Here is a 13,890-nt window from a genome sequence, read left to right as displayed (position 1 = left end):
CACAAACCGCGCAGCCAGCGATTCGCCGGGTCCTGGTTGTAGCGGGCGTGCCAGTGCTGCTTGACGGTGAAGGGCGGCACGGTCTTGATGCTTGCAAGAACGCAGCGGCTCACGCGCCGCTACCGGCAATGGCGAGGCGAGACAAGAACAAGTCGACCTGGCTTTCGTCCGTTGCCCATGAGGTGACCAGGCGGATCACGGAGTGGCCGTCGCCCGCCCTTCCCCACACATAGAACGCGAAGTCTTTCTGCAACGCAGCGATCACCGGGTCCGGCAGGATGGGGAACACCTGGTTGGTCTCGGTATCCGCAGCCAGTGCATGGCCCGCCGAGGTGATGCCGGATGCGAGCTTTGCCGCCATGGCATTGGCGTGCTGCGCCATCGACGTGAACAGACTGGCGGCGCCGAACAGCTCCTGGAACTGGATGCCCAGCAACCGCCCCTTCGCCAGCATGCCGCCGCGCTGCTTCAGATGAATTGCGAAGTCTTCCTTCAGTGCAGGGTTGCAGACCACGATGGCCTCTCCCAGCAGCGCACCGACCTTGGTCCCACCGATCCAGAAAATGTCTGCCAGCGCGGCGATGTCGGCCAGGCTCGTGTCGTTCTTGTGCGAAGCCAGTGCTGCCCCAAGGCGCGCACCGTCGAGAAAAAGTAGAAGGCCCCGCTGCCTGGCAAGGGCGGAGATCTCCTGCAGTTCCGCGAGGGTGTAGATCGTGCCCGTTTCCGTCGCGTTGGAAAGATAGATGAGCCGCGGCCTGGCCATGTGCGGGAAGTGCGCGTTGGAGGCAAGCGCTTCTTCGATCGCCTGCGGGGTGATCTTTCCATCGACCGCCGGAACCACGATGAGCTTGTGCCCGGTCGCCTCGATGGCGCCGGCCTCGCGTACGACGATGTGCCCGGAGCTCACGGCAATCACGGCTTCATGAGGGCGAAGGCAGCTCGATATCGAAACGATGTTTGCCATGGTCCCGCTGGCGACGAAGTGGATCGCGCCGTCGAAGCCCTCGCCCAGGCGCGACCTGATTTGCGCCTTTGCCTGTGCAGAGTAGGCGTCGTCCCCGTAGGGCGCCTGCTGCACCAGGTTGGAGTCGGTGAGCGCGCGCAGGATTTCGGGATGCGCGCCCTCGCTGTAGTCGTCGAGAAAACTGAAGGTGGTCATTCGGTGCCGTGCAGTTGGATGGATGCCAAGACACGGGAGACTACTGGCCGGTGACGAAGTCGCCTTGTAAAAAATTGACGCCGGGCCGCTGAAAACGCGCCGGGGTCACACCGTAAGCACGGCTGAACGCGCGGGTGAAATGGCTCTGGTCGAAGAACCCGACGGCGTGCGCAACATCGGTGATTGCCATGTCTCGGTTCGCCCGGATCAGCTCCACCGCGCGCTCGAGCCGCAGTCGCAGCAACCAGGCATGGGGCGTCATGCCGACTGTGCGCTTGAAGAGCTTCAGGAACCGAAACCGCTCCAGGCCGAGCAGGACGGCCAGATCCTCCAGGACGATCTTGTCGGCAATGTTCGCCTCCATGAAGTCCCGGGCAAGTCCGAACTGCTGCGGCGACAAGGCCCCGGCGACGATCTGGGGCGCGGGGCGCAGCAGGCGGGAAAAGATGGACTCGAACAAGTCCAGCACGCGGGCTTCGTTCAGCAACGGATCGGCCGATGCGTGCCGAAGGCTTGCATGCGCCCTCAGCAGCTCGTTTGCAAGGCGAGCGTCCCGCAGCACCATTGCGGGTTGGGAGGGAAGGTAGTGCCTGCCGGTGACCTCTTCACCCAGGCCTGCCAGCAATGCAGGCGAGATGCGGAAAGTGTGCAGCGTGTATGACTCATCTGCGCCCGCCGTTCCGTCATGAACCTCCCCCGGGGGCATCAGCTGGATTGCACCGCGTGAAAGCAGCAGCGACTCGCCCTGGTAAGTCTGGCGCTGCACGCCATCGGTGACGAGCGCTATGTGGCAGTCCAGGTGGTAGTGAGGCTCGAACCGGAACTCGGCAAACCGGGCCGTGCTCAGGACGAGGCCGGGTATGTCGATAGCGCGGTCGTATTGGACTTCTTCACGCACGAACGGCTCCAGTCGATGCGCTGTCTCCGGATCACTCCACAGTCACGCTCTTCGCCAGATTACGCGGCTTGTCCACATCGGTCCCCCGCGCACACGCCGTGTGATACGCCAGCAGTTGCAGTGGCACCACATGCAGGATCGGCGAGAGCGCGCCGTAGTGCTCGGGCATGCGGATCACGTGCAGCCCGTCGCTGCTCTTGATCTTCGTGTCGCCGTCGGCCAGCACGTAGAGCACGCCGCCGCGCGCGCGCACTTCCTGCAGGTTGCTCTTGAGCTTTTCGAGCAGTGCGTCGTTGGGCGCCACGGCCACCACGGGCATCTCGCTCGTCACCAGCGCGAGCGGGCCGTGCTTGAGTTCGCCGGCGGCGTAGGCCTCGGCGTGGATGTAGGTCACTTCCTTGAGCTTGAGCGCGCCTTCGAGTGCGATCGGGTAGTGCAGCCCGCGGCCGAGGAACAACGCGTTGTCCTTGCGCGCAAAGTCTTCGGCCCAGCCGATGATCTGCGGCTCCAGCGCCAGCACCGACTGCAGCGCGACGGGCAGGTGGCGCATTTCCTTCAGGTAGCGCGCCTCGTCGGCGTCGCTCAGGCGGCCCTTGGCCTGCGCGATGGCCAGCGTGAGCAGGAAGAGGCCCGCGAGTTGCGTGGTGAAGGCCTTGGTCGATGCCACGCCGATTTCGACGCCTGCGCGCGTGATGTACGCCAGCTTGCACTCGCGCACCATCGCGCTGGTGGCGACGTTGCAGATGGTCAGCGTCTGCTCCATGCCGAGCGAGCGCGCGTGCTTCAGCGCGGCCAGCGTGTCGGCGGTTTCGCCGGACTGACTGATGGTGACGACCAGCGTCTTCGGGTCGGGCACGGAGTCGCGGTAGCGGTATTCGCTCGCGATCTCGACCTGCGTGGAAATCTTCGCGATGCCCTCGAGCCAGTACTTGGCGGTGCAGCCGCTGTAGTAGCTGGTGCCGCAGGCGAGGATGAGGATCTTGTCGATGTCCTGGAACACGCGGTAGGCACTGGCGCCGGTCGCGCCGTCCTGGCCGATGCCGTCGAACAGCTCGGGCACGATGCCTTCCACGCCCTCGAGCGTGTCGCCGATCGCGCGCGGCTGCTCGAAGATTTCCTTCTGCATGTAGTGGCGGTACGGGCCGAGCTCGGCCGCGCCGCTGTGGGCGAGCACGGTGCGCACCTGGCGGGTGACCGGCTTGTGGTTCTTGTCGACGATCCAGTACTTGCCCGGCTGCACGTCGACCACGTCGCCCTCTTCCAGATAGACGATCTGGTCGGTCACGCCGGCCAGGGCCATCGCGTCGCTGGCGAGGAAGTTCTCTGCGCCGTCCTTGCCGGCGCCGAGGATCAGCGGCGAGCCCGCACGCGCACCGACCACGCGCTGCGGCTCGTCGCGGCAGATCACGGCAATGGCGTAGGCGCCGTGCAGTTGCAGCACGGCGGCCTTCACGGCTTCGAACAGGTCACCGTCGTAGAGGCTATCGACCAAGTGGGCGATGACCTCGGTGTCGGTCTGGCTCTCGAAGGCGTAGCCCTTGGCTTCGAGCGCGGCGCGCAGTGTTTCGTGGTTTTCGATGATGCCGTTGTGCACGAGCGCGATGCGGCCCGGCCGCGCGGTCTGCGCATCGGCGCCGGGGCCGTGGCTGAAATGCGGGTGTGCGTTGTGCACGGCCGGCGCGCCGTGCGTGGCCCAGCGCGTGTGGGCAATGCCGGTGAGGCCCTCGACCTTGTCGTCGCGCACCTGCACCACTAGGTCGGCCACGCGCGAAGTGGTGCGCGCCCGCGTCAGGCCGCCGGCATGCACCGCCACGCCGCACGAGTCATAGCCGCGGTATTCGAGCCGCTGGAGGCCCTGGACCAGGACCGGAACGATGTTGCGATGGGACGCTGCCCCGACGATGCCGCACATGGTGAGCTGCCTTTGAAAGAAGAAGAGCCTCGATGGTAGGAAGGCATGAAAGAAATATGCATTCGAAATTTTGTTTATTTCGGACTTTTATTTCTCCATTTCTTTGATTTGGACTTTTATTCCATAATTTCCTCTAATATGGAATCAATCTCCCTGGATTCAATCGACCTGCGCCTGCTCGACGCGCTCCAGCGCGATGCCTCGCAGACCAATCAGCGCCTGGCCGCGGACGTCGGCATCTCGCCGCCCACCTGCCTGCGCCGCGTGCAGCGGCTGCGCGAAGTCGGCCTGATCGAACGCCAGGTCGCACTGCTGTCGCCCGACCGGCTCGCCACAGTACTGGGCCACGGCCTGCAGGCGGTGATCGAAATCTCGCTCGACCGGCAGGACGCTGCCTCGCTCGACGCCTTCGAGACGCGCGTGATTGCCGACGACGCAGTGCAGCAGTGCTGGCGCGTGTCGCCGGGCCCGGACTTCGTGCTGGTCGTGGCCGCGCGCGACATGCCCGACTACGGCGCACTCACGCAGCGCCTGTTCACAGCCGACGCGAACGTGCGCAACGTCAAGGCCTTCTTCAGCCTCAAGCGCGCCAAGTTCGAGCCCCGGTTGCCGCTGCGATAAAGCTTTCGTGCCTCTTCGCGGAACACCGCGGAACCGGCTTTGCCGGGCCGCTGGTGTTGCCCCCGGCAGGGGGTTGGCGAAGCGACACGAAGTGCGCGCAGCCTGGGGGCGAGCCTATTTCTTCTGAGGGCGCTTCCAATTCGGAAAACTCACCTGCTTGCCCCGCGCCACGGTCAGCGCCCCCGGCTCGGTCGACTTGTTGATGGTCGAGCCGCCGCCGATGGTGCCGCCCGCACCGATGGTTATGGGCGCCACCAGCACGCAGTTACTGCCCACGTGCACGTCGTCGCCGATCACGGTGCGGTGCTTGTTGGCGCCGTCGTAGTTGGCGGTGATGCTGCCCGCCCCGTAGTTCACGCGCTCGCCCACGGTGGCGTCGCCCAGGTAGGCCAGGTGGTTAGCCTTGGCGCCGGCAGCCAGCGTCGAGTTCTTGACCTCCACGAAATTGCCGATGTGCACCTCGGCACCCAGTTGTGCGCCGGGCCGCAGCCGCGCGAAGGGGCCGATGAGCGAACCCGCGCCCACCGTCACGCCGGCCTTCTCGCCCTCGATATGCGTGAACGGATGAATCACCGCGCCTGCCTCGATGCGCGCATTCGCAATGACGCAGTTCGCGCCGATGCGCACGCCCTCGCCCAGCGACACCATGCCTTCGAACACGCAATTGACGTCGATCTCCACGTCGGCCCCGCAATCCAGCGTGCCGCGCAGGTCGAAGCGCGCCGGGTCGGCCAGGCGCACGCCCTGCTCCATCAGCGCATTCGCCTGGCGCAGTTGCCAGGCGCGCTCGAGCGCCGCGAGCTGGGCCGGGCTGTTGATGCCGGCCACCTGCAGTGCATCGGTGGTGATGTGCGCGACCACGGGCACGCCGTCGGCGGCGGCGAACTTCACCACGTCGGTCAGGTAGTACTCGCCCTGGGCGTTCTTGTTGTCCAGCCGCGCGAGCCAGCCCTTGAGCAGGCGCGCGGGCACGGCCATCACGCCGCTGTAGATCTCGCGCACGGCGCGCTGCGCTTCGGTGGCGTCCTTGTGCTCGACGATGGCGGTGACCTCGCCTTGCCCCGCCGCGCGGATGACGCGGCCGTAGCCGGTCGGGTCGTCGAATTCGATGGTCAGCAGCGCCAGCTTGCTGCCCGTGCTGGCCGCGATGAGCGCGCGCAGTGTGTCTTCGCCGATCAGCGGCACGTCGCCCGACAGCACGACCACCGTGCCGTCGTCCGGCAGCAGCGGCGCGGCCTGCTGCACTGCGTGGCCGGTGCCGAGCTGCGGCTCCTGGCGCGCAAAGCGCAGCGTGACGCCCTCGATGCCGCTGTTCAGCGAGGCCTCGACTTCGGCCGCGCCATGGCCAGTGATGACCACCACGTCGCGCGCGCCGATGCGCGCGGCGGTGCCCGTCACATGGGCCAGCAATGCGCGACCGCCCAATCGATGCAACACTTTGGGCAGTCTGCTTTTCATGCGCGTGCCCTTGCCGGCCGCCATGATGACGACGTCGACCGGCCCCCGGCTGTCTTGTTGCGGAGTCTGATTCATGCGTTTTTCTTCCCGATTTCGTTGCGCTGCAGTGGCGCGAATTATCGGCGTGCTGCTCATCGCCGCCGCCCTGGGCGCCTGCAGCGCGATCAAGCTGGCTTACAACAACCTGCCCACGGTGAGCTACTGGTGGCTCGACGGCTACCTGGACTTCGACGGCGCGCAGACCCCCAAGGTGCGCGACGAACTCGACCAGCTGCTGGCCTGGCACCGGCAGAACGAGCTGCCGCGCATCGCCTCGCTGCTGCAGGAAGCGCAGGCGCTGGCGCCGGGTGAGGTGACGCCGGAGCAAGTCTGCGCCATGGCCGACCGCATCCGCGAGCGCCTGCTGGCCGTTACCGAACGCGCCGAGCCCGCCGGCACCGAGCTGGCGCTGAGCCTGACCGACGCGCAGCTGCAGCAGCTGGAGCGCAAATACGCGAAGAACAACGCCGAGTACCGCAAGGACTGGCTCGACCGCACCCCGGCGCAGGTGCAGGAAAAGCGCTACGACCAGTTCCTCGACCGCACCGAGGACTTCTACGGCCGCCTCAGCACGGAGCAACGCGAACTGCTGAAGCAGCAGGTCGCACAGTCGGTGTTCGACCCGCGGCTGGCGGACGCCGAGCGCCGCAAGCGCCAGCAGGAGGCGCTGGTGCTGCTGCGCGGCTTCGTGGCCAGCAAGCCGTCGCCGGCCGGGGCGCGCGCGGCGCTGCATGGCTACATCCAGCGCATCGCCGAACCACCGCCCGGACCCTGGCGCGACCAGCAGCAGGCCTTGCTGCAGGAGGGTTGCCGCAACACGGCGGCGCTGCACAACGGCACCACGGCCAGCCAGCGCGCGCAGGCGGTGCGCCGGCTGCAGGCCTACGAGAGCGACCTGCGCCAGCTGGTGGCCACGCGCTGAAGGCCGTGTGGCGGATCAGATCAGCGGCGTAGGCCGCATCGGGCGTTCGAAGTAGTCGCCCAGCGTTTCCAGGGCGTGCGGCTCCATGATGCGCAGCCAGCCGGCGTCGATCTTGTAGAGCCCCAGCCGCTGCAGCCGCCGCAGCGTCTTGTTGGTGTGCACCAGCGACAGCCCCAGCGCATCAGCGATGTGCTGCTGGTTGAACGGAAACTCGACCCAGCCGTCGCGCACCATGCCCACGCGCTGCGCTCGGCGATACAGGTGCATCAGCAGCATGGCCACGCGCTCGCCGGCATTGCGCCGGCCGGTGGTGACGAGGTTGTCATCGACCATCTTTTCCTCGCGCGCTGCAAGCCAGGTGATGTCGTAGCCCAGCTTGGGCTGGGCATGGAACAGGTCCCACAGCCGGTCGCGCGAGAAGGCGCACAGCGTGACGTCGGTCACCGCCTCGACGCCGTGCGTCTGGCCCTCGGCGAACTCATCCTGCAGGCCGAGGAAATCGCCGGGCAGCAGAAAGCTCAGTATCTGCCGCCGTCCGTCGCTCAGCGTCTTGTAGCGGAAGGCCCAGCCTGAATAAAGGGTGAAGAGCTGCGGGCTCGGCCGGTGCTCGTCGATGATCGAACTGCCCGCCTCCACGCGCCGGGTGCCGACGCGGAAAGACTGGATGGCCTGCAACTCTTCGCCGGCAGGCGGCAGGAAGGCATCGAGCCGTCGCAATGCGCACTGGTCGCACGAATTCACGCCCTGGGGAGGCGCTGCAGCAGCGGGGTAGTCCTCGAATTTCACGCTTTACTATAGGCGCTTCGCCTGTGTCTTTTGACATTTCGCGGCGTCCCGGGGCTGCCTACACTCCGCACCGCTTTCCTCCCCAAGACGCATGACAGAAGACCCAAGGCTCCCGCTCTACGAAGTGCTTTACTGCAGCACGCTCGCCCAGGACCTGCCCCCGGGCACCGTGGGCTCGATCACCTCCCGGGCGCGCATGCGCAACGCGGAGCGCGACATCACCGGCCTGCTGGTGTTCGACGGGCAGCGTTTCTGCCAGCACCTGGAAGGCCCGCCCGAAGCCATCGACGCGCTGATGCAGCAGATCGAGGAAGACCCGCGCCATGTCGACGTCAGGGTGGTCTACGAAGCTCCGCTGGCGGCCCGGCGCTACAGCGGTTTCGGCATGGGGCTGGCCGAATGCGAGGGCCCCGACCTGATGGCCGGCGTGCATGTGCTGCTTGGCGAGGCGGCGCTGCGGCACTTTCTGGCCCTGGTGCCCAGCTTCGACATCAACGGCTGAATTGAACTGAACGGGCGGCCGTCCGACGGCCCTACCCCAAAAGACGCTTCAAAAAGAAAAAGGCGGCCGAGGCCGCCTTTTCAGCACTTGGAGGGAAAACAATCGCTCAGGCGTTGTCCCAGCTGTAGGTCGCGCCGTAGCCGTCCCACGCCTCCATGACGATGCGCTGGCCCGCGGCCACCGTCAGCGATTCGCCGGGTGCGAGCACCAGGTCTTCGCTGGGGTTCTTGAGCGTGGCATCGGGCGTGATCCACACCCGGCCCTGCTTGACCCGCAGGATGCTGGCCGCCCGCGCCTTCAGGCTCATCGCCTCGCCGGGCGCGATCTGCCAGGCACCACGACGCACGGCCGGCGGAACGGCGGCGGTGCGGGCGGGAACGGACAGGGACGAGAGCGATTCGGTGGTGCAGACGGCGGTGGACATGATGTAACTCCTTGGCTTTGCCGAAGCGCTTGTCAGAAAGTGGCAATAGCGCAGTTCGGGAATGAATGATCGTTTCTATGGCGTTGGCGGTCCAATGAAAACGAGGTAGCCTACTGATGCGCGTTTCGCATCAATCGATCCAAACGCCGATTCGCCCTCCAAAGTCATATCCATGCAACATTCGCAAACCCATCTGCGCTCCCGTCCGATCTCCGCCGGGCACCTGCGCGCCTTCGAGGCGGTGGCCCGGCACCTGAACTTCCGCGCCGCGGCTGAGGAAATGGCGCTGACCCAGTCGGCCGTGAGCCGCCAGATCCAGTCGCTGGAAGAAGAGGTGGGCGTGGCGCTGTTCCTGCGCCATACGCGCGCGGTGGAGCTCACGAGCGCGGGGGCACTGCTGCTGCTGGCCGTGCAGCAGTCGCTGCCGCGCATTGACACGGCCGTGCGCCAGATTCGCCAGAGCGCGGGGCGGCAGAGCGTGTCGCTGACCACTTTTGCCTCGTTCGCCTCGATGTGGCTGATCCCGCGGCTGGAGGCCTTCCAGCGCGACAACCCCGAGATCGACATCCGCATCGACGCCAGCGACGTGGCGGTCGACCTCGAAGTAGCCGACGTGGACATCGCCCTGCGCTACGGCCCGCGCGAGTCCATGACGGCCGGCGCGGTGCGCCTGTTCGGCGAAACGCTGACGCCGGTGGCCAGCCCCTGGCTGCTGAAGAGCAGCCCGCCCATCAAGACACCCGCCGACATCACCCAGTTCACGCTGATCGAGGCCGGCGACGCGCACCGCACGCACCTGGAATGGCTGACCTGGCGCCGCTGGTTCGAGGTGAACGGGCTGGAACGCGCGCAGCCCAAGCGCTGGCTCTATTTCAATTACGCCTACCAGATGGTGCAGGCGGCCCTTACCGGGCAGGGTGTGACGCTGGCGCGAAGCTCGCTCATTGCCGAGAGCCTGGCCAACGGCGACCTGGTCGAGGTGCTGCCGCAGCACCGCATGGATTCGCCGATGTCTTACTGGCTCATTGCCGGGCCGCGCAGCGCGCTGCGGCCGGAAATCAGGGCCTTCTGCGACTGGCTGCTGCTCCAGTCCGAGACCACCCGCCAGACCATCGGCGAGGTGCCCGACCCGGACACCGTCGACAACATCGACTGACGCTGGCAGCTCAGCTGGTCGGCCAGACGACTCCGTTGTCGTTGAGGATGGCGTCGAGCGGCAGGTCGTGCGCCTCGGGCTCGAAGTCTTCGAGAAAGCCGTGGGTGAAGCCCAGACCCACCGTGAACGGCCGCGGCTCGAGCGCCGCCAGCGTGCGGTCGTAGAAACCGCCGCCGTAGCCCAGCCGGTAGCCGCCCGCGCTGTAGCCCACGCAGGGCACGAACAGCAGGGTCGGCACGATCAGCTCGGTGTCCTTGGGCTTGGGAATGCCGTAGGCGTCTTCTTCCATCTGGCAGCCCGGGTACCAGGCATGGAAGGTCAGGGTCTTGTGGACTTTGTCGATCACCGGCAGTCCGATGCGCCGGCGCTGCGTCTCTTCCATGAGTTCGCCGTCTTCCTTCCAGCGGTGCAGGGCGGGCAGCGGATCGAACTCGCCCTTGATGGGCCAGTAGGCGCCGATCACGGTGTCGGGCCGGCCGACCAGCCAGATCCGCATCACGCGCTGCAAAAGGTCTGCGCGTGTCAGCCGGTCGGGCATCGCAAGACGTTGCTCGATGAGTGCCTTCCTCAACTGTTCCTTAAGAAAACTCGCCGTTGCCGAAGTGTCGGCACCCTTTGACTTGTCCATAATCCCCCGATGCAGTTCCCAAGCATTTTGGCACCCAAGCGCCATCGCCCGCGCGTCAACCCGCGCAACGCGGCACCCGCACTCGTTTTTTCCACTGTTCTTGCCCTCGCCGCGTTGCTCTCGCAGCAACCCGCAGCAGCCCAGAGCAACACCAACGACGACGTGCTGATCCAGATGAAGCAGGCCTTCCAGCGCGGCGACAAGGCCCGCCTGACCGCCCTGCTGCCGCAGGCCCGAGGCCATGCACTGGAGCCCTGGGCCGCCTACTGGGAACTCAAGGCGCGCCTGCAGGACGCCCCCGCCAACGAAGTGCAGGACTTCTTCGCGCGCTACCCCGGCACCTACCAGGAAGACCGCCTGCGCAACGACTGGCTGCTTCTGCTCGGCCAGCGCCGCGACTGGGACAACTTCACCGCCTCGGTAGACGGTTTCCGCATGGGCGACGACGCGCAGGTGCGCTGCTACGCGGTCCTGGTCGACTCGCTGCGCACCGGCACCGCCACGCAGGCACAGGCCGACGAAGTGCGCCGCAACTGGTTTGCCCAGAAAGACCTGGACGACGGCTGCCTCACCGCCGCCGACCGCATGGTCGCCGCCCGCCTGATGTCGACCAACGACGCCTGGAAGAAGGCGCGCCTGGCCATCGAGGCCAACCGCCCCCAGGCCGCACGCGCCGCCGTCACCATCGCCGCGCCCGACGCGCTGCCGCTGTTCGAGGAGCTCAACGCCAGCTCGGCCAAGTTCCTGACCGGCCGCGCCTTCGTGGCCGCCAAGTCGCGCAAGGAGCTGGTGGTGCTCGCGCTCATCAAGATCGCCATCGCCGACCCCGAACTCGCCGCCTCGCAGCTCGACAGCAAGTGGGGCCCGATGCTCTCCGCCGAGGAGCGCAACTGGCTCTGGGGCGCCATCGGCCGCGCCGCCGCGCTGAAGCTCTGGCCACAGGCCGGCACCTATTACGCCAACGTCACCAAGAACAGCGACTTGTCCGACGACATGCTCGGCTGGCGCGTGCGCGCCGCCCTGCGCGCCGGCCAGTGGAAAGAGGTGGCGCCCGCCATCAACGCCATGAGCGAAGCCGCCCAGCTCGAGCCGACCTGGGTCTACTGGAAGGCCCGCGCCCTGGCCAGCGCCGGCGGCGACGAACGCCGCGCGCAGGCCCGCGACCTCTACCAGAGCATCGCCGGCTCGCGCGGTTTCTACGAGATGCTGGCGCTCGAGGAGCTCGGCCAGCGCACCATGGTGCCCACCCGCCCCGACCCGCTCACGCCCGAGGAAAAAGCCGCCGCGCGCAACAACCCGGCGCTCGCCCGCGGCCTCTACGCCATCGCCATCGGCCTGCGCCCCGAAGGCACGCGCGAGTGGAACTACGCCACCAACCTGCACGACAAGGGCGGCATGGACGACCGCGCGCTGCTGGCCGCGGCCGACTTCGCCTGCCAGCGCGAGGTGTGGGACCGCTGCATCAACACCAGCGAGCGCACCAAGGGCGTGGTCGACGTCGAACAGCGCTTTCCCATGCCCTTCCACGACACGGTGCTGCGCAAGAGCCAGGACATCGGCCTCGACCCGGCCTACGTGTACGGCCTGATCCGCCAGGAAAGCCGCTTCATCATGGACGCGCGCTCGGGCGTCGGCGCCTCGGGCCTGATGCAGGTCATGCCCGCCACCGCGCGCTGGACGGCCCGCAAGATCGGCATGAACGACTTCTCGCCCGGCCAGATCAACGACCGCGAGACCAACATCACCATCGGCACCAACTACCTGAAGCTCGCACTCGACGACTTCGACGGGTCGATGGCGCTGGCGGCCGCCGCCTACAACGCCGGCCCGGGGCGCCCGCGCAGCTGGCGCAACGGCCCGGTGATCGACGCCGCCATCTGGGCGGAGAACGTGCCGTTCAACGAGACACGCGACTACGTGAAGAAAGTGCTGGCCAACACCACCAACTACGCGGCCATCATCAGCGGCCGGCCGCAGTCGCTGAAGGAACGCCTGGGTCGCATTGGCCCGCGCGATGCGGCTGAGCCGGAGCCCAACAAGGACCTCCCCTGAGATGAGCTGGCGCGACGAGGTGCTCGACACCCTCGCATCCGAGTTCTCGGACGTGAGCGACGTCGCGCAGCTCACCCGCATCGTGCTGCGCCTCACGCTCGCTGGCGCCCTCGGTTTCGTGCTCGGCTTCGAGCGCGAGCAGCAGGGCAAGGCGGCCGGCGTGCGCACCCACATGCTGGTGGCCATCGGCTCGGCGATGTTCGTGCTGATCCCGCAGCAGACCGGCATCGTGCCGGCCGACATGAGCCGCGTGATCCAGGGGCTGGTTGCAGGCGTGGGCTTCCTGTGCGCCGGCACCATCCTCAAGCAGGGCAAGGACGAGAGCCATGTGCAGGGCCTGACCACCGCCGCGGGCCTTTGGATGACGGCCGCCATCGGCATGGCCTGCGGGCTCGGCCGCGAGGTGACCGCCGTGGTGAGCGCGCTGCTGGCGCTCGCCGTGCTGGCACTGGTGCCGCGCCTCGTGAGCGTGATCGAGCGCGTGGCCGGTCCGAAGAAGAACGACGACACCCGCGAGCGCTGAACGCGCTGCCGCATCAATTCGCGCTGCCTTCGGCATCAATCGCGGCACCGCGTCCGGCTAGCATCGAAGACCCCCTTTTTGAACCACCGCAACGGACCGGAGATCCCTCTCATGCGCAAGCTCTATGTCGGCAACAAGAACTACTCGTCGTGGTCCATGCGGCCCTGGGTGTTGATGAAGCAGGCCGGCATCGATTTCGAGGAAGTCGTGGTGCGCTTCGATTCGTTCGAGGCCGATTCGCAGTTCAAGCACACCATCGCCGCGCTGAACCCGGTGGCCAAGGTGCCGGTGCTGGTGGACGACGGCCTCGTCGTCTGGGACACGCTGGCCATCGCCGAATACCTCGCCGAGACCTTCCCCGAAAAGCAGCTCTGGCCCCGGTCCGCGGCTGACCGTGCGCGCGCCCGCAGCGTCTGCGCCGAGATGCACTCGGGCTTCGGCGGCCTGCGCAACCATTGCGGCATGAACATCGAAGCCTCGCTGCCCGAGGTGGGCGCCCGGCTGCTGAAGGAAGTGCCCGAAGTCGCCAGCGACCTCGCGCGCATCGTGCAGATGTGGAACGGCCTGCTCGACACGCATGGCGGCCCGATGCTGTTCGGTGCCGGATTCGGCATCGCCGATGCCTACTTCGCGCCCATCGGCACGCGCATCAAGACCTATGGCCTGCCGGTGCCGGCGCATATCACGGCCTACATCGAGCGCGTGCAGGCGCTGCCGGGCGTCAGGGCCTGGATCGACGATGCACTGGCGGAGAAAGATTTCCTGCAGTTCGAAGAGCCCTATCGCACGGGGCGCTAGGGTCTTCGAAGC

14 protein-coding genes are annotated in these 13,890 nt (G+C 67.0%); 7 read left to right on the top strand and 7 right to left on the bottom strand.

What is annotated here, in order from left to right; all coding sequences use genetic code 11:
- Nucleotides 1-109: 109 nt before the first annotated feature.
- The 3 genes from ACN9MV_RS05590 to glmS are packed head-to-tail and all read right to left on the bottom strand — an operon-like array spanning nucleotide 110 to nucleotide 3,969.
- Nucleotides 110-1,159: a threonine aldolase family protein gene (locus tag ACN9MV_RS05590; protein ID WP_426391542.1), complete on the bottom strand. Its 1,050-nt coding sequence runs from the start codon at nucleotides 1,157-1,159 to the stop codon at nucleotides 110-112.
- Nucleotides 1,160-1,199: 40 nt separating this feature from the next.
- On the bottom strand, nucleotides 1,200-2,057 hold the full coding sequence (locus ACN9MV_RS05585) for an AraC family transcriptional regulator (protein ID WP_426391541.1): 858 nt from the start codon (nucleotides 2,055-2,057) through the stop codon (nucleotides 1,200-1,202).
- Nucleotides 2,058-2,088: 31 nt separating this feature from the next.
- The gene (gene glmS, locus ACN9MV_RS05580) at nucleotides 2,089-3,969 is read right to left on the bottom strand and encodes a glutamine--fructose-6-phosphate transaminase (isomerizing) (protein ID WP_426391540.1); all 1,881 of its coding nucleotides are present in this window, start codon (nucleotides 3,967-3,969) and stop codon (nucleotides 2,089-2,091) included.
- A gap of 138 nt (nucleotides 3,970-4,107) precedes the next feature.
- Between glmS and ACN9MV_RS05575 the strand changes: the two genes are divergently transcribed.
- Nucleotides 4,108-4,590 carry an Lrp/AsnC family transcriptional regulator gene (locus tag ACN9MV_RS05575; RefSeq protein WP_426391539.1) on the top strand — a complete coding sequence of 161 codons (483 nt, stop codon included), beginning with the start codon at nucleotides 4,108-4,110 and terminating at the stop codon, nucleotides 4,588-4,590.
- A 114-nt stretch (nucleotides 4,591-4,704) separates the two neighbouring features.
- On the opposite strand, the gene glmU is transcribed toward ACN9MV_RS05575, so the two are convergent.
- A complete protein-coding gene (gene glmU / locus ACN9MV_RS05570) occupies nucleotides 4,705-6,123 on the bottom strand; it encodes a bifunctional UDP-N-acetylglucosamine diphosphorylase/glucosamine-1-phosphate N-acetyltransferase GlmU (RefSeq protein ID WP_426391538.1) in 1,419 nt (472 codons plus the stop codon).
- Between the two features lie 31 nt (nucleotides 6,124-6,154).
- Between glmU and ACN9MV_RS05565 the strand changes: the two genes are divergently transcribed.
- Complete coding sequence (locus ACN9MV_RS05565; protein WP_426391537.1) at nucleotides 6,155-7,009, top strand: DUF6279 family lipoprotein; 855 nt, start codon at nucleotides 6,155-6,157, stop codon at nucleotides 7,007-7,009.
- A 15-nt stretch (nucleotides 7,010-7,024) separates the two neighbouring features.
- Here ACN9MV_RS05565 and ACN9MV_RS05560 read toward each other — a convergent pair whose 3' ends face one another.
- Nucleotides 7,025-7,795 (bottom strand): Crp/Fnr family transcriptional regulator, encoded by a 771-nt coding sequence (locus ACN9MV_RS05560; RefSeq protein ID WP_256216864.1) that lies wholly within the window; start codon nucleotides 7,793-7,795, stop codon nucleotides 7,025-7,027.
- A gap of 91 nt (nucleotides 7,796-7,886) precedes the next feature.
- On the opposite strand from ACN9MV_RS05560, the gene ACN9MV_RS05555 reads away from it, so the two are divergent.
- Nucleotides 7,887-8,297, top strand: coding sequence for a BLUF domain-containing protein (locus ACN9MV_RS05555; RefSeq protein ID WP_093056105.1), 411 nt, complete (start codon nucleotides 7,887-7,889; stop codon nucleotides 8,295-8,297).
- 106 nt (nucleotides 8,298-8,403) lie between these two features.
- Here the strand turns inward: ACN9MV_RS05555 and ACN9MV_RS05550 are convergent, their stop codons facing one another.
- Complete coding sequence (locus ACN9MV_RS05550; RefSeq protein WP_093056107.1) at nucleotides 8,404-8,721, bottom strand: DUF2917 domain-containing protein; 318 nt, start codon at nucleotides 8,719-8,721, stop codon at nucleotides 8,404-8,406.
- A 172-nt stretch (nucleotides 8,722-8,893) separates the two neighbouring features.
- Here ACN9MV_RS05550 and ACN9MV_RS05545 point away from each other — a divergent pair, with 172 nt between their 5' ends.
- Nucleotides 8,894-9,877: a LysR substrate-binding domain-containing protein gene (locus ACN9MV_RS05545; protein WP_426391536.1), complete on the top strand. Its 984-nt coding sequence runs from the start codon at nucleotides 8,894-8,896 to the stop codon at nucleotides 9,875-9,877.
- 10 nt (nucleotides 9,878-9,887) lie between these two features.
- Here the strand turns inward: ACN9MV_RS05545 and ACN9MV_RS05540 are convergent, their stop codons facing one another.
- The gene (locus tag ACN9MV_RS05540) at nucleotides 9,888-10,505 is read right to left on the bottom strand and encodes a 5-formyltetrahydrofolate cyclo-ligase (RefSeq protein ID WP_093056112.1); all 618 of its coding nucleotides are present in this window, start codon (nucleotides 10,503-10,505) and stop codon (nucleotides 9,888-9,890) included.
- Nucleotides 10,506-10,514: 9 nt separating this feature from the next.
- Between ACN9MV_RS05540 and ACN9MV_RS05535 the strand changes: the two genes are divergently transcribed.
- The 3 genes from ACN9MV_RS05535 (at nucleotide 10,515) to ACN9MV_RS05525 (ending at nucleotide 13,878) form a co-directional block, all read left to right on the top strand.
- Nucleotides 10,515-12,557 (top strand): transglycosylase SLT domain-containing protein, encoded by a 2,043-nt coding sequence (locus ACN9MV_RS05535; protein ID WP_426391535.1) that lies wholly within the window; start codon nucleotides 10,515-10,517, stop codon nucleotides 12,555-12,557.
- 1 nt (nucleotide 12,558) lies between these two features.
- A complete protein-coding gene (locus ACN9MV_RS05530) occupies nucleotides 12,559-13,080 on the top strand; it encodes an MgtC/SapB family protein (protein WP_093056116.1) in 522 nt (173 codons plus the stop codon).
- 111 nt (nucleotides 13,081-13,191) lie between these two features.
- Entirely contained in the window at nucleotides 13,192-13,878 is a 687-nt protein-coding gene (locus ACN9MV_RS05525; protein WP_426391534.1) for a glutathione S-transferase family protein, read from the top strand.
- The last annotated feature ends 12 nt before the right edge of the window (nucleotides 13,879-13,890 follow it).

The sequence above is a fragment of the Variovorax sp. R-27 genome (genome assembly GCF_049913215.1).
Lineage (GTDB): Bacteria > Pseudomonadota > Gammaproteobacteria > Burkholderiales > Burkholderiaceae_C > Variovorax.
This window is presented reverse-complemented; position numbering and strand designations above follow the sequence as displayed.

Coding starts and splice junctions, on each gene's coding strand:
- ACN9MV_RS05525 (WP_426391534.1), top strand. CDS start 13,192: ATGCGCAAGCTCTATGTCGGCAACAAGAACTACTCGTCGTGGTCCATG.
- ACN9MV_RS05540 (WP_093056112.1), bottom strand. CDS start 10,505: ATGGACAAGTCAAAGGGTGCCGACACTTCGGCAACGGCGAGTTTTCTT.
- ACN9MV_RS05545 (WP_426391536.1), top strand. CDS start 8,894: ATGCAACATTCGCAAACCCATCTGCGCTCCCGTCCGATCTCCGCCGGG.
- ACN9MV_RS05535 (WP_426391535.1), top strand. CDS start 10,515: ATGCAGTTCCCAAGCATTTTGGCACCCAAGCGCCATCGCCCGCGCGTC.
- ACN9MV_RS05550 (WP_093056107.1), bottom strand. CDS start 8,721: ATGTCCACCGCCGTCTGCACCACCGAATCGCTCTCGTCCCTGTCCGTT.
- glmU (WP_426391538.1), bottom strand. CDS start 6,123: ATGAATCAGACTCCGCAACAAGACAGCCGGGGGCCGGTCGACGTCGTC.
- ACN9MV_RS05555 (WP_093056105.1), top strand. CDS start 7,887: ATGACAGAAGACCCAAGGCTCCCGCTCTACGAAGTGCTTTACTGCAGC.
- ACN9MV_RS05590 (WP_426391542.1), bottom strand. CDS start 1,159: ATGACCACCTTCAGTTTTCTCGACGACTACAGCGAGGGCGCGCATCCC.
- ACN9MV_RS05530 (WP_093056116.1), top strand. CDS start 12,559: ATGAGCTGGCGCGACGAGGTGCTCGACACCCTCGCATCCGAGTTCTCG.
- glmS (WP_426391540.1), bottom strand. CDS start 3,969: ATGTGCGGCATCGTCGGGGCAGCGTCCCATCGCAACATCGTTCCGGTC.
- ACN9MV_RS05575 (WP_426391539.1), top strand. CDS start 4,108: ATGGAATCAATCTCCCTGGATTCAATCGACCTGCGCCTGCTCGACGCG.